This window comes from Amycolatopsis sp. NPDC104819, from assembly GCF_055583145.1.
In genome coordinates, this window is the sequence record NZ_JBVJON010000014.1 from 72,440 (window position 1) to 87,042 (window position 14,603).

Sequence of the window (14,603 nt, forward strand, 5' to 3'; positions counted from 1 at the left end):
TACTAGCCCGTTCGGCCGGGTGGGCGCGCGCCCGGCGGTCAGTGGCAACCCGGGCGAACAGGGACGCGGTCGACCGGATAAATCCTGCTAACGTGCTCCGTGTCGGGGATCGTCGGGGGACGGCACGGGGCGGGTCGGATCAGCAATGGCGGGCAGCACGGCCGGTGACGGCCACGAAGGTGGGCGCACCGCGTTCGCCACCCAGCTGCGCGCGGCCATCGCCACCAGCGGGCTGTCGCTCGACCGGATCCAGGCGCGGCTGCGGGCCCGCGGGGTGGTCGTCAGTGTCACCGCCCTCAGCTACTGGCAGTCCGGCAAGCGGCAGCCGGAGCGGCAGAGCTCGCTCTCGGCGGTGCGCACGCTCGAAGAGATCCTCGACGTCCCCGCCGGCGCCCTGCTCGGGCTGCTGCCCCCGCCGCGGCCGCGCGGCGGCGCCGGGAAGCGCCCGGCCGAGCCGATGGCGTTCCCGCGTGAGGTGCTGCAGCCGCTGCTGGACAAGGTCGGCGCGCCGGACGCGCTCGAGCACCAGCACCCGCTGAAGCTGGTCGGGCTGCACGACCGGTGCGAGATCGCCGCGGACGGCGGCCAGCGCGCGGTCACCGCGCGGGCGGTGTTCCAGGCCGCCGCGGACGGCCAGGACCGCTGGCTGCTCGTCTACACCCAGGACGACCCGGCGGCCGGCCCGCCGGAGCTGCACGCCGTGCGCAACTGCCGCGTCGGCCGCGCGGAGGTCGACGAGGCGCACGGCCTGATCGTCGCCGAACTGCTCTTCGGCCAGCCGATCGACCGGGGTGAGACGCACCTGATCGAGTACACGCTGACCAACAGCGGGCCGCCGTACCCGGAGTGCCGCAACACGCACTACCGCGAGTTCCGGCGGCCGGTGCGGGAGTACCTGCTGGAGGTCCGGTTCGCGCCGGGCACCGCGCCCGAGCGCTGCTGGCAGTACTCCCGCAACGGCTCGACCGGCTCCCTCAGCCGCCGCCCGCTGAAGCTCGACGGCGGGGACGGCGTGCACGCGGTGGCGCTGGACTTCGGCCCCGGCGTCTTCGGCATCGACTGGGACTGAGCGCCCGCCGTCAGCCGGAGGTCGCGGTAGCGGTCCGGGAGGGTCATGAATGACTCATTCATGACCTCTGACGAGGTGAATGAGTCATTCACGACATCGCAGCGGCTTGCCGGTCACGTTCGCCCCGACTTTGCCGGGACCCTGGTCAGGTCAGGTGGGGCGCGGCGACCGTGGCGAGCTCGGTGCGGTTCGCGATGCCCAGCTTGGCGTAGACGTGCGCGAGGTGCGTCTTCACCGTGCCGCGGCTCATGAACAGGCGCCCGGCGATCTCGGGGTTGCTGCAGCCCGTCGCGGCGAGCTTCACGACCTCCAGCTCCGTCGGCGTCAGGCTGCCCCAGCCACTCGACAAGCGGCCGCGCGCACCCCGCGTCCGGCGCACGAACGCGACGACGTCGTCGAGCCCCATCGGCGCCTCTTCCGTGGCGAGCCCGAGCCCGGTGAGCTCGGCCTGTTCCCCCGCCCGACGCGGGAAACCCAGCTCGGCCCGGGCCCGGTCCGCCGACACGAGCACCCTGGCGGCGTCTCCCGGTCGTCCGGTGCGGGCGAGGAGGACGGTGAGCGCGTCGAGGCTCGCCAGGACACCCAGCCGGAGGCCGTGGTCGAGGCGCAGCGTCAACGCCTCGTGGTGCAGCTCCGCGGCCTGCTCCGGCTCGGCCAGGTGCCCCTGCTGGTCGAGCGCGTCGGCCAGGGACGACGGCAGCGACCACCCGCGCGTCAGCTCGACGGCGGTGGCCAGCACTTCAGCGGCTTCCTCGGTGCGGCCCAGCGCGCGCAACAGGGCGCCGCGCTCGGCCAGTCCCTGCGACGCCAGGTACGTCCCCGGCACGGCTTCACGCTCGAACCAGCGCGCGGCCTCCTCGTGGTCGCCGCGACGCCAGTGCAGCTCCCCCATCACCTGCGCCATGCCGGGCACAAAAACGTCTCCGGCGGTCTCGAGCAGCCGCAGAAACGGCTCCATCACACGGAACCCGGCCTCGTCGTCACCGGCGAAGCAGTGCACCAGCGCAAGCCGGCTCAGCGTGGTGTTGACGCGGTGGAAGTCCCCGAGCGGTGCGGCCACCGCCACCGCCTCCTCGGCGAGCTCTCGCGCCCGCGGCAGGTCGGCCCCGGCGAGCGCGATGCCGGACCGGACACTCAGGACGGTCGAGCCGAGCCCGCGGTCACCCCGGCGAAGCAGCCCTTCGGCCGCTTCGGCGAGCAGGGGCGCGGCTTCGTCGTGACGGCCGCGCGCGAACTGGATGATTCCTCGCAGCATCAACGCACTGTCGCGCGCGAAGCCGTCTTCGGCGGCTTCGGCCACCTTTTCCGCTTCGGCGGCGAGATCCTCAGCGGCGTCGAAGTCGGTGTAGAGGTGACCGAGCGCGGTGAGCGAAAGGCAACGCGCGCGAAGGCTCGCTTCGCCGAGTTCGGTGGCCAGTTCCAGGCCTTGCCGCGCGGCTTCGAGGTCGAACGGCGCGGTCGTGTCGGCGACCAGGCCCATCCCGGTGAACAGCCGCGCCTGCAGCGGCGACCGCTCGTCCGGGCGTCGCGCCACCGCGCGCTTCAGGTACGCCAGGCCCTCGTGCCCCCGCCCCCGCAGGTTCCACAGCCACGCGACGGCGGCGGCGAGCCGGCGGCCACGATCGGGATCTTCCCGCGTCAGCCCCCATTCCAGGGCCGCGCGCAGGTTGTCGCGCTCGGGTTCCACCCGGGCCCGCCAGGCGTCCTTGTCCCGGTCCAGATCGGGCTCGGCGGCCTCGGCGAGCGCGAGGTAGTTGTCCAGGTGGCGCTCGCGGACGGCGTCGGCCTCGCCCGCCTCGGCGAGGCGGACCGCCGCGTACTCGCGCAACGTCTCCAGCAGCCGGTACCGCCCGTCCTCGGCGACCACGAGGGACTTGTCCACCAGCCGGCCCAGCGCGGGCAGCGCGGCCGGGCCGCCGGCCGCGTCCAGGGTGAACCCGCCGGCGAACACCGCGAGCCGCCGGAACACCGCGCGGTCGCCGTCGTCGAGCTGGTCGTGGCTCCACGCGATCGAGGCTTCGAGCGTCCGCTGCCGCTCCGGGACGCCGCGCGGGCCGCGGGTGAGCAGGGCGAACCGGTCGCCGAGCCCGGCGTCGATCTGGTGCGGGGTAAGGGTTCCCAGCCACACGGCGGCGAGCTCGACGGCCAGCGGGATGCCGTCGAGGCGAGTGCAGACCGACCGGACGGCGACCGCGCTCGAAGTGTCCAAAGTGAACAGGGGACGCACCGCGCCCGCGCGTTCGACGAACAGCGCGACAGCCTCCTCGACGGCCAGCGGCGGCACCCGCCACACCGTCTCCCCCGGCACGCCGAGCGGCTCCCGGCTGGTCGTCAGCAGCGCGACCTCGGGACAAGACCGGAGCAGTTCGACGGCGACGTCCGCGACGCCGTCGAGGGCCTGCTCGCAGTTGTCGAGGCAGAGCAGCACCCGCCGGTCGCGCAGCTCGGTCGCGACCGACCGCGCGGCGCCCGCGTGCGGCTCCACCGGCACCCCGAGGGTGGCGGCGACCAGCTCGGCGACGGCGTCCCGTCCGGTGACGGTGTCCAGCTCGACCCACCACACGCCGTCCGGCCAGCGGGGCGCGGCCGCGGCGGCGACCTGCGCGGCCAGCCGCGTCTTGCCGCTGCCGCCCGGACCGGCCAGCGTGACAAGCCCGCCGCCGGCCAGCCGCCGCCGGACGTCCGCGGTCTCGGCCGCGCGCCCGACGAACCCGGTCAGCTGCACCGGCAGGTTGTTCGGCACGGCGTCGAGCGAACGCAGCGGCGTGGGTGTCCCGCCGAGCTGAAAGATCCGCTCGGGCGCGGTGAGGTCGGCCAGCCGGTGCACCCCGAGGTCGTGCAGGGTGACGGCCTCCTCGAACGCCGCCGCGGCGCGCGCCGAGACGAGCGTCCGGCCGTCGGCCAGCTCCCGCAGCAGCTCGCACCGCCGGACGGCGGGCCCGGTCGGCGTGCCGTCTTCGCGGACCAGCGCTTCGCCGGTGTGCAGGGCGGCCGGCCCCTCGGTCACCGCCGCGAGCGCCTCTTCGGGCGTCGCGAAGGCGAGCGGGGGCGCGTCGCCGGCGCACAGGATGGTCACCGTGCCGGCGGGGAAGAGGTTCGGTTCGGTCATGGCCCGGCCAGTCTGCCAGCGGATCTCGGCCAGGTGGCAGATGTCCCGGAAAGCCGCGGCTGCGACCTTCGGAGCGTGGACACCTTCGAAGAGCTGCTGGCCCGCTGGCGCGACGCCGAGGCCCGCGGTGACCCCGGTGCGCTGGCGTCCCTGCTGGCCGACGGCTTCCGCGGGGACGGCCCGGCCGGCGTGGTGCTCGACCGGGACACCTGGCCGGCCCACGCCCCGGCGGGCGCGTTCCGGTGGAGCCGCCTGCAGGTGACCCCGACGGTCGGCGTCGCGACCGGACGCCGAGACGGCGCCGCGTGCACTGTCGTCGCCGAGCGCCGCGAAGGACGCTGGCGGATCGTCAACGTCCAGCGCGGCTCATGACAGCTTGGTGCGCAGCACCTTTCCGGTCGCGTTGCGCGGCAGCTCGTCCAGGAACTCGACGTCGCGGGGCACCTTGTAGCGCGCGAGGTTCGCCTTGACGTACTCGCGGACCGTGTCGACGTCGAGGTCGGAGCCCTCGGCCCGCACCACGAACGCCTTGAGCCGCTGGCCGAACTCCGGGTCGTCGATGCCGACCACCGCCGCCTCGAGCACGTCCTCACGCTCGACCAGCAGGTTCTCCACCTCGATGGGGAACACGTTCTCGCCGCCGGAGACGATCATCTCGTCGTCGCGGCCGTCGATGAACAGCAGGCCGTCTTCGTCGAAGTGGCCGACGTCGCCGCTGGAGAGCAGGCCGTCGATGATCTCCTTGTGGCGGCCGTCGGTGTACCCGCCGAAGCTGAGGCCGCTGCCGACGAACACCCGCCCGGTCACGTTCGGCTCGGTGACGCGGCCGCCGTTCTGGTCGTAGAGCGCCACCTTGCAGCCGACCGGCGCGCGGCCGACCGTGCCCGGCGCCTTCGCCCAGTCCGCCGGTGTCGCGACGGTGGCCACGGCGACCTCGGTCGAGCCGTAGAGGTTGTGCACGACCGGGCCGAACGCCTCGTTGGCGCGGTTGCCGAGGTCCGGCGACAGTGCCGAGCCGGCGACGAAGATGATCCGCAGCGACGAGGTGTCGTACTTCTCGCGGACCTCCTTCGGGAGGTCGACGATGCGCTGCAGCATCGTCGGCACCAGGACGAGCGCGGTGCAGCGGTGCTCGGCGACCCCGCGCAACGTCTCTTCCGGGCTGAACTTGCGGCGCATCACGACCTTCGAGCCGAGCGCGAAGGACAGGATGAACTGCGACAGGCCGGTGCCGTGGAACAGCGGCGCGCCCATGTACGTCGCTTCGTTGGAGCGCAGCGGGATCCGGTCGAGGAACTGCGCCGAGGCCAGCGCCGAGGTGTGCGGCCGCGGCGCGCCCTTCGGGGTGCCGGTGGTGCCGCTGGTCAGCAGCACAAAACCGCCCGGCTTGGCCGGCGCGGGCCACGGCCGGTCGTCGGTGCTGGCGATGATCTCGGACAGCACCGGCACGGCCCGGTCGCTCAGGTCGCTGTCGGCGTCGACCCAGGCGAGGTAGCGGTCGACGTCCGCCGGGATGGCGTCGAGCAGGCCGGTGAACTCCTGGTCGTACACGAGCGCGGTGACACCCTCGCGCTTGGCGACGTCGGCCAACTGCGGCTTGGCGAAGCCGGTGTTCATCAGCAGCAGGCGGACGCCGAGCTTGCCGGACGCGGCCATGGTGAGCACCAGGCCGCGGTGGTCGCGGCAGAGCGCGGCGACGACCTGGCCGGGCTTGATCCCACGCTGCGACCAGGCCCTGGCCAGCGCGTTCGACTGGTCGTCGAGCTGCTTGTAGGTGAGCGGGCCGAGCTCGTCGACGATGCCGACGGCGGTCGGGTCGCGGCGCGCGGAGATGTGGTTGGCGCCGGCGAACGGGCCGAACTTCCGGAGCGCGACCAGGGAGCGGACCCCTTCGTCGAGTCTGGGGAAGGGAACGAGGCCGGCACGGCGCATGACGTCGACGCTGCGGGCCGTCTCGGCCACCTTGTCCGCCACTTGCGTGGCGAGCGCGACCAGCCTCATCCAGGCACCTCCGTTGCTGCGGGAAGAGAGCCCATGCCGACGGCACGGCGTACCGGCGGTATGGGGGCTACTGGAGAGTAAACCAAGCCCGCCGGGAACGCACCAGCCGCGACGGCTCCGAAACTGTCGGTGGTGGTCGGCACAATGTCTTCGTGCAGGTGATCGCCGGGCGGGAGGAGGACGGGAGCTTCACCGTGCGCTCGCCGTCCTCGACGGTGGACAGCCTGGACGAGGCCGGGTTCGCCGAGGTGGCCCGGGAGCTGGAGGCGTCGCTGCGGCCGCGCTGGGTGTTCCCGTCGGCCGAGCTGCTGTACCCGGTGCTGGTCGCGGCCGGGGTGCGGGTGCAGCGCTGTTACGACGTCGCGCTGGCGGAGGGGCTGCTGCTGGCGTACGAGGGGCGGGAGGGCGAGTCGCGGAGCCTGCTCGCCGCCTGGGCCAGGGCGAACGGCGAGGAGGCGCCGGTCGACTCGGTGGCCGTCGAGCTGGCGCAGCCGACGCTGTTCGACACGCGGGCCCCGACGCTGCCCGAGGGCGTGACGGTCGTCACGGCGGTCCAGCGGGTGCTAGCGGAGCAGGACCGGCGGGTCGCCGCGGCCGAGCACCCGGAGCGGCTGCGGCTGCTGCTGGCCGCGGAGTCGGCGAGCGCGCTGGCCGCGGTGGAGATGTCGGCCGACGGCCTGCCGTGGCGAACCGACCTGCACGAGGAGCTGCTGGCGTCGCGCCTGGGCCCGCGGGTGCGCCCCGGCGAGCGGCCGAAGGCGCTGGTGGAGCTGGCGGCGAAGATCAGCGAGGCGTTCGGCGGGCGGCCGGTCAACCCGGACTCGCCGCCGAGCGTCGTGCGGGCGCTGGCGCGCGCCGGGATCGAGGTGCCCTCGGCGCGGAAGTACTTCCTGAAGGGCGTCGACCACCCCGCGGTCGGGCCGTTGCTGGAGTACAAGGAGCTTTCGCGGCTGTACACGGCGAACGGCTGGGCGTGGCTCGACGAGTGGGTCGCCGCCGGCCGGTTCCGCCCGCACTACGTCGTCGGCGGGGTGGTGTCCGGGCGCTGGGCGAGCCGGGGTGGCGGGGCGCTGCAGATCCCGAAGGTGCTGCGGACGTGCGTGCGCGCGGACCCGGGCTGGAAGCTGGTGGTCGCCGACGCGGCGCAGCTGGAGCCCCGGGTGCTCACGGCGTTGTCGGGCGACCGGCGCCTCGCCGACGTCGCGGCGGCGACGGACCTGTACGCCCGCCTTGGGGAGGCGCTGTTTTCCGGCGCCCGCTGGGTCCCGTTGTCCCCGGACGACGACCGCGACGACCGGGCGCGGGCGAAGATCGCGATGCTGTCGGCGATGTACGGCGGCACGTCCGGCGAGGCGGGGCCGTTGCTGGGGCTGCTGCGGCAGCGGTTCCCGGACGCGGTCGCGTACGTGGAGCACGCGGCCCAGGCGGGCGAGCGCGGCGAACGCGTCCGGTCTCGGCTGGGCCGGACGTCCCCGGCGCCGTCGGCGGCGTGGCGCGAGCTGACCGGCGGGCTGGCCTCGGACGAGGCGGCGGAGCTGAAGGCCCGCCGGGCGTCCCGCGGCTGGGGCCGGTTCACGCGCAACTTCGTCGTCCAGGCGAGCGCGGCCGACATGACGGCGGTGCTGCTGGCGACGTTGCGGCAGCGCCTCCCGGCCCCGGCCCACCTGGTGTTCTTCCAGCACGACGAGGTCATCGTGCACACCCCGGCCGAGCTGGCCACCGAGGTGACCGAGTCCATTGTGGACAGCGTGACGGCGGCGGCGAGGATGTTGTTCGGCCCGGCGTGCCCGGTCAGGTTTCCGCTGCACATCGCCCCGGTCGACACCTACGCCGACGCGAAGTGAGCCGCTTTTCGGTACCCTCGGCACGGATGATCGACTACGGGCTCGACCTTTCCGCGGTGGACCGTGACCTGGCACTGCCCGGCCTGGTGGCCGAGGGCGACGAGCTGGACGAGCTCGTCTCGGCAGAGCCCGACTGGACCCGCCCCACGCCGGCGGCGGGCTGGACGATCGCCCACCAGATCGCCCACCTCACAGCGGCCGACGCGAACCTGCTGATCGCCCTCCGGACTCCGGAGGCTTTCGACGAAGTCCCGAAGGATGCGGACATCGACGCCGCCGAGGGCGCGGCCCGGCCTCGTGAGGCGCTGCTGGAGTCCTGGCGAGCCGGTCGGGCCGAGGTGGCGGCGGCACTGCGGGACGTGCCATTGGAGAAGGCGTCCCCCTGGTTCGGTTCCCAGGCGACGGCAAGGCTGATGGTGCCGCTGCGGCTGATGGAGACATGGGCGCACGGGCAGGACATCTTCGACACGCTGGGTGTCCCGCACCAGCCGTCCGAGCGCCTGCGGGATGTGGCGTCCCTCGGCGTGGAGGGGCGGACGTTGTCGTTTTACGCCGCTCAGCTGCCTCTTCCGGGGGAGCCGTTCCGCGTCGAGCTGACCGGGCCTGGTGGTGAGTCCTGGGCGTGGGGGCCGGAAGATGCTGCGCAACGGGTCCGGGGTAGTGCGGTGGATTTCTGTTTGAGGGTCACTCACCGCCGTGCGCTGGCTGACACCGGCCTCACCGCGGTGGGCGATGATGCGGCGAAGTGGCTGGAAATCGCCCGGGTCTTCCTCTGACAAACGCAATGCCGGGAGTAAGCGCGACGGCGAATCCGGTTCTCGGCGCCTCATCGATCACGCGTGACGCCTCCGTCATCACTGACCACATGGCGGACGGCCGGGCCATTCCTTCGGCCTAGAAGACCTCGCAATGCGTGAGACCGAGGAATCCCCGGAACCGCGCATCTCAACCGTCCAGCGCTATCGTGTCCCGAATCCAGCCGACTAAGTTCGATGCATATGGCGAAGAAAACCACCAAAAAAGTGCTGGCGAGCCTTTGGGGATACCTGCTGCTGGTCGTGGTGGTCTGGCTGTGGTTCCTGCCGTCGATCGGACCCGGCGTGATAGCGGTCCTCTCGGGGCTGGTGGCACTATACAGCCTCTTCCAGGCCCCGATGTGGTGTTGCGCGGAGAACCGCAATGGCCAGCTGTGCCGCAACAACGCCTACGGCATCCTGATGGGCTGCCACCTTCGGCATCACAAATGGCAGAAGATCAAGATGGCGGTCCGGCAGCAGTACTGGGGCCGGCTCGGACGACGGGTGTTCAGCAGCGTCGGCGGGCAGGCCGCGACCTTCTCCGCCTTTGCCGGCATGGCGTCCGCGTGCGTGGCCACCGTGACACTCATCGCCAAATGACTGTCACCGTAAGCGCGCTAGGCCAAAGCGTCGTCAATCGCCTTCGTGATCCGCTTCACCGACACCGGACGAGCCGTCCCCAGCGTCTGGGCGAAGAACGAAACCCGCAGCTCCTCGATCATCCACCGCACCTCGCGCAACGCGGGCGAAGACGTCCCCGGCGGCAGCGAAGCCACCGCGTCCGAGTACTCCGCCGTCACCCACGCGACGTCCGCCGTGCGCTGCAGATCGCGGGTCGGCTCGGAAACCAGCTTCTCCAACCGGCGCGAGATCCCCTGGAGGTACCGCACCACGTTCCGCAACCGCGACGCACCGGTCGCCGTCACGAAGCCCGGATATACCAAGCCCGCCAGCTGAGCTCGGATGTCCGCCAGGGACTCCGCCGGCCCGCGTGTCGACGGCAGGGCCACCTCGACGTCGTTCGCCGCGCGGAGGATCTTCTCCACGTCCGTCAGTACCGCCAGGACCTCCGGGTGCAGGCCCGCCCGGACCTTCTCCAGCAGCACCTTGAACCCGGTCTCGTCGAACACCGGGCCGCCGCCGGCCGTCATCAGGGCGTCCACCGCGCAGTCGACGCAGTCCTCGAGCAACGCCGCCACACTGCCGTGCGGGTTCCTGTTCAGCACCAGCTTCGACGAGTTGGACAGCGACCGCGTGATGAACTTCATCGGCGAGTTCAGGTTGAGCCGCAGCATCCGGCGCGTGCCCGCCCACATCGCGTGCTCCTGCTGCGCCGGGGTGTCCAGCAGCCGCACCGCCACCGACGCGCCTTCGTCCACCAGTGCCGGGTACGCCTTGACGTCGTGGCCGCGCTGCGTCGACTCGAACACCCGGGGCAGCGCGCCGAACGACGGTTTGGTCAGCCCGGCCTTCTCCAGCGTGTTGGCCGCCTTCGAAATCGTCGCCCGGACCTTCGGGGCCAGCTGCCGCCGCAAAGCCGCGACGTCCTTGCCCTCGGCCACGCGCTTGCCGCGCTCGTCCACCACCCGGAACGTCATCTTCAGGTGCTCCGGCACCGAAGAAAGGTCCCAGTCCGCATAGGGCACCGTCACCCCACGCAGCGCGCGCAGCTCGCGGCCCAGCACCTCCAGCAGCGGACCGTCCGAAGGGGACACTCGCGAAAGGACGTCCCGGGCCGTGTCGGGCGCCGGGACGAAGTTGCGCCGCACCGCCTTCGGCAACGACTTGATCAGCTGCGTGACCAGCTCGGCGCGCAGCCCCGGCACCTGCCAGTCGAAGCCGTCCTCGGTGACCTGGTTCAGCACCGGCAGCGGGACGTGCACCGTGACGCCGTCCGCGTCCGCGCCCGGCTCGAACTGGTAGGTCAGCGGGAAGACCTGCGTGCCCTGCGTCCACGAGTCCGGGTAGTCCCCCTCGCGGACGCCGCCCGCGGACTCGTTGATGAGCATGGACTTCTCGAACGACAGCAGGTCGGGGTCCGTGTGGCGCGTCTTCTTCCACCACGTGTCGAAGTGGCGCACCGAAACCACGTCCGCCGGCACACGGGCGTCGTAGAACTCGTACAGCGTCTGATCGTCGACGAGGATGTCGCGCCGCCGCGCCCGGTTCTCGAGGTCCTCGACCTCTTCCAGCAGCGCGCGGTTCTCGGCGAAGAAGTGGTGCCGCGTCTGCCAGTCACCCTCGACCAACGCGTGCCGGATGAACAGCGCACGCGCCATCTCCGGGTCGATCCGCCCGTAGTTGACGCGGCGGTCGGCGATCAGCGGGACGCCGTAGAGCGTCACCCGCTCGGTCGCCATCACCGCGCCCTGCTTGCGTTCCCAGTGCGGCTCGGAGTAGTTCCGCTTGACGACGTGCCCCGCCAGCGGCTCGACCCACTCGGGTTCGATCCGGGCGTTCACCCGCGCCCACAGCCGTGACGTCTCGACGAGCTCGGCCGACATCACGAACCGCGGCTGCTTCTTGAACAGCGCCGACCCCGGGAAGACGCCGAAGCGGGCGCCGCGCGCGCCCAGGTAGTCGCCCTTCGCCGGGTCCTTGAGCCCGATGTGCGAGAGCAGCCCGGCGATCAGCGACGTGTGCACGCGCTGCGGGTCGGCCGGGGTCGTGTTCAGCGAGATGCCGAGCGGCTTGGCCAGCTGACGCAGCTGGCTGAAGATGTCCTGCCACTCGCGCAGCCGCAGGTAGTTGAGGTACTCGGTGCGGCACATCCGGCGGAACTGGTTGCCGGACAACGCCTTCTGCTGCTCCGAGACGTACTCCCAGAGGTTCAGGTAGGCCAGGAAGTCCGACGTCGGGTCGGCGAACCGCGCGTGCTGCTGGTCGGCCGCCTGCTGCTTCTCCGCCGGCCGTTCGCGCGGGTCCTGGATGGACAGTGCCGCGGCGATGATCATCACTTCGCGGACGCACCCGTTGCGCGCGGCCTCCAGCACCATCCTGCCCATCCGCGGGTCGACGGGCAGCTGCGCGAGCTTGCGGCCGGTGTCGGTGAGCCGCCGGTCGGACGAGCTGACGCTGTCGAACGCGCCCAGCTCCTGCAGCAGCCCGACGCCGTCGGTGACCTGGCGGCGGTCCGGCGGCTCGACGAACGGGAACGCCGCGATGTCGCCCAGCCCCAGCGACGTCATCTGCAGGATGACCGACGCGAGGTTGGTCCGCAGGATCTCCGGGTCGGTGAACTCCGGCCGCGCCTCGAAGTCCTCTTCGGAGTAGAGCCGGATGCAGATGCCGTCGGAGGTGCGGCCGCAGCGGCCCTTGCGCTGGTTCGCCGACGCCTGTGACACCGGCTCGATCGGCAGCCGCTGCACCTTGGTGCGGTGGCTGTAGCGCGAGATGCGCGCGGTGCCCGGGTCGACGACATACTTGATGCCCGGCACGGTCAGCGACGTCTCGGCGACGTTGGTCGCGAGCACGACGCGGCGTCCGGTGTGCTGCTGGAACACCCGGTGCTGGTCGGCCGCGGACAGGCGCGCGTAGAGCGGGAGGACCTCGGTGTTGCGCAGGTTCGCGCGGTTGAGCACGTCGGCGGTGTCGCGGATCTCGCGTTCGCCGGAGAGGAACACCAGGACGTCGCCCGGGCCCTCGGCGCACAGCTCCTCGACGGCTTCGAGGATGCCCTGCGTCTGGTCGCGCTCGTCGTCCCCTTCGGGGTCGTCCGGGTCGACGAGCGGCCGATAGCGCGTCTCGACCGGGTAGGTCCGGCCGGAGACCTCGACGATCGGCGCGTCGTCGAAGTGCTTCGAGAACCGTTCCGGGTCGATGGTCGCCGAGGTGATGATCACCTTGAGGTCGGGACGCCGCGGCAGCAGCTGCTTGAGGTAGCCGAGGATGAAGTCGATGTTGAGGCTGCGCTCGTGGGCCTCGTCGATGATCAGCGTGTCGTACTGGCGCAGCGAGCGGTCGGTCTGGATCTCGGCCAGCAGGATGCCGTCGGTCATCAGCTTGACCAGCGTGTCCTGCCCGGACTGGTCGGTGAACCGCACCTTGTAGCCGACGGTGTCACCCAGCTCGGTCTTCAGCTCGCTCGCGATCCGGTCGGCGACCGTGCGGGCGGCGAGGCGCCGCGGCTGCGTGTGCCCGATCTGGCCGCGGATGCCGCGGCCGAGCTCGAGGCAGATCTTCGGCAGCTGGGTGGTCTTGCCGGAGCCGGTCTCCCCCGCGACGATCACGACCTGGTGCGCGGCGATGGCCGCGCCGATCTCGTCCTTGAGCTTGCTGACCGGCAGCTCTTCGGGGTACTCGATCTTGGGCACGCTTTCGCGGCGCGACTGGATGCGCAGCTCGGCCTTTTCGACGTCGGCGGAGATCTGCGCGAGGGCGGCGTCACGATCGCGCGCCTTGCGGGCGCCGTCGAGCCGCCGGCGCAGCCGCTGCTCGTCGCGCGGCATCAGCTCGGGCAGGCGCGCACGCAGCGCTTCGAGGGGGGATGGCGTGGACATACTTGGACCAAGGATAGCCGTGGGTGACGACGCGGGCCTCCGAATATCCCCGCCGCGTGACCGGGCCCACCGCCCGGCGGGTCAGGTGCGCTGGAGGGAGTCCGGGCCGAGGTCGGCCAGGGTGCGGTGACCGGACAGCCCCATCGTGAGGTCGAAGTCGGCCAAGAGGCTCCGCAGCACGTGGCGGACGCCGTCCTCGCCCGCGTGGGCCAGGCCGTACACCCACGGGCGCCCCACCAGCACCGCCCGGGCGCCCAGGGCCACCGCCTTCAGCACGTCCGCTCCCGTGCGGACGCCCGAGTCGAACAGCACCTCCAGCCGGTCGCCGACCGCCGCGACGATGCCCGGCAGCATCTCCAGCGCGCCGACCGCGCCGTCGACCTGGCGGCCGCCGTGGTTCGACACCACGATCCCGTCCATGCCGGCCTCGGCCGCGCGGCGCGCGTCGGCGACGTGCTGGATGCCCTTCAGCACGATCGGGCCGTCCCAGTGCTCCCGCAGGAACGGCAGCTGGTCCCACGTCCGGTCGGTGCCGGTGATCATCCCGATCCAGCGCAGGATCGCCGTGCCGCGGTCCTCCTCCGGCGTCTTCTCCAGCTGGGAGAGGAACACCGGGTCGGTGAACGGCACGGCCAGCCCCTCACCCTGCAGGAACGGCAGGTACGACTGGTCCAGATCGGACGGTCGCCAGGCCAGCGTCCACGTGTCGAGCGTGACGACCAGCGCCGTGAAGCCGGCCTTCTTCGCCCGGGCCAGCAGGCTCGCGCAGACGTCCGGGTCGCCGGGCCAGTACAGCTGGAACCAGCGCGGGCCGTCGCCGTTGGCCGCGGCGACGTCCTCGATGCCGGTCGACGACGCCGTGGACAGCGTGAACGGCACGCCCACCGAAGCCGCGGCGCGGGCGGTCGCCGACTCCGCGTCCGGGTGGACGATCGACTGGACGCCGACGGGCGCGACGGCCACCGGGGCGGCCAGCCGGGTGCCGAGCACCGTGGTGGAGAGGTCGCGGTCGGTGGCGCCGGTCAGCATCCGCGGCACGACGCGCCAGCGGTCGAACGCCTCGCGGTTCGCGCGCGCGGTCGTGCCGGAGCCGGCCGAACCGGCGACGTAGGAGAACGGGCCGGGCGCCATGACCTCGCGGGCCGACGCTTCGAGCTTCGTCGCGTCGGTCGAGCACGGCGGCAGCACCCCACCGAGACCCTGCAGGTAGAGCTCGTTCTGGTAGCTGCCGAAGCGTTCGGTCACGTCTGCCTCCTCACGTTCGAGTCGGGACTGTACCCGCCG

The 14,603-nt window shown here is 72.2% G+C and carries 9 protein-coding genes; 5 read left to right on the forward strand and 4 right to left on the reverse strand.

Translation table 11 applies throughout. From position 1 onward, the window contains the following. Positions 1-145: 145 nt before the first annotated feature. The gene (locus tag ACZ63E_RS36100; RefSeq protein WP_465304044.1) at positions 146-1,069 is read left to right on the forward strand and encodes a hypothetical protein; all 924 of its coding nucleotides are present in this window, start codon (positions 146-148) and stop codon (positions 1,067-1,069) included. Positions 1,070-1,214: 145 nt separating this feature from the next. Here ACZ63E_RS36100 and ACZ63E_RS36105 read toward each other — a convergent pair whose 3' ends face one another. Next, on the reverse strand, positions 1,215-4,178 hold the full coding sequence (locus ACZ63E_RS36105; RefSeq protein WP_465340735.1) for a helix-turn-helix transcriptional regulator: 2,964 nt from the start codon (positions 4,176-4,178) through the stop codon (positions 1,215-1,217). 75 nt (positions 4,179-4,253) lie between these two features. Here ACZ63E_RS36105 and ACZ63E_RS36110 point away from each other — a divergent pair, with 75 nt between their 5' ends. Continuing rightward, a complete protein-coding gene (locus tag ACZ63E_RS36110) occupies positions 4,254-4,550 on the forward strand; it encodes a nuclear transport factor 2 family protein (protein ID WP_465340736.1) in 297 nt (98 codons plus the stop codon). Here ACZ63E_RS36110 and ACZ63E_RS36115 read toward each other — a convergent pair. Next, positions 4,545-6,179 (reverse strand): acyl-CoA synthetase, encoded by a 1,635-nt coding sequence (locus tag ACZ63E_RS36115; RefSeq protein ID WP_465340737.1) that lies wholly within the window; start codon positions 6,177-6,179, stop codon positions 4,545-4,547. The genes ACZ63E_RS36110 and ACZ63E_RS36115 overlap by 6 nt on opposite strands. A 152-nt stretch (positions 6,180-6,331) precedes the next feature. Between ACZ63E_RS36115 and ACZ63E_RS36120 the strand changes: the two genes are divergently transcribed. From ACZ63E_RS36120 to ACZ63E_RS36130, 3 genes are all read left to right on the forward strand, one after another. Next, a complete protein-coding gene (locus tag ACZ63E_RS36120; protein WP_465340738.1) occupies positions 6,332-8,023 on the forward strand; it encodes a bifunctional 3'-5' exonuclease/DNA polymerase in 1,692 nt (563 codons plus the stop codon). Between the two features lie 26 nt (positions 8,024-8,049). Then, complete coding sequence (locus ACZ63E_RS36125) at positions 8,050-8,799, forward strand: maleylpyruvate isomerase family mycothiol-dependent enzyme (RefSeq protein WP_465340739.1); 750 nt, start codon at positions 8,050-8,052, stop codon at positions 8,797-8,799. A gap of 222 nt (positions 8,800-9,021) precedes the next feature. After that, entirely contained in the window at positions 9,022-9,420 is a 399-nt protein-coding gene (locus ACZ63E_RS36130) for a hypothetical protein (RefSeq protein WP_465340741.1), read from the forward strand. A 17-nt stretch (positions 9,421-9,437) separates the two neighbouring features. On the opposite strand, the gene hrpA is transcribed toward ACZ63E_RS36130, so the two are convergent. Continuing rightward, positions 9,438-13,319, reverse strand: coding sequence for an ATP-dependent RNA helicase HrpA (gene hrpA / locus ACZ63E_RS36135; RefSeq protein WP_465340742.1), 3,882 nt, complete (start codon positions 13,317-13,319; stop codon positions 9,438-9,440). An 81-nt stretch (positions 13,320-13,400) separates the two neighbouring features. Then, positions 13,401-14,564, reverse strand: a complete 1,164-nt coding sequence (locus ACZ63E_RS36140; RefSeq protein ID WP_465340743.1) for a lactate 2-monooxygenase — start codon at positions 14,562-14,564, stop codon at positions 13,401-13,403. Positions 14,565-14,603 lie beyond the last annotated feature (39 nt).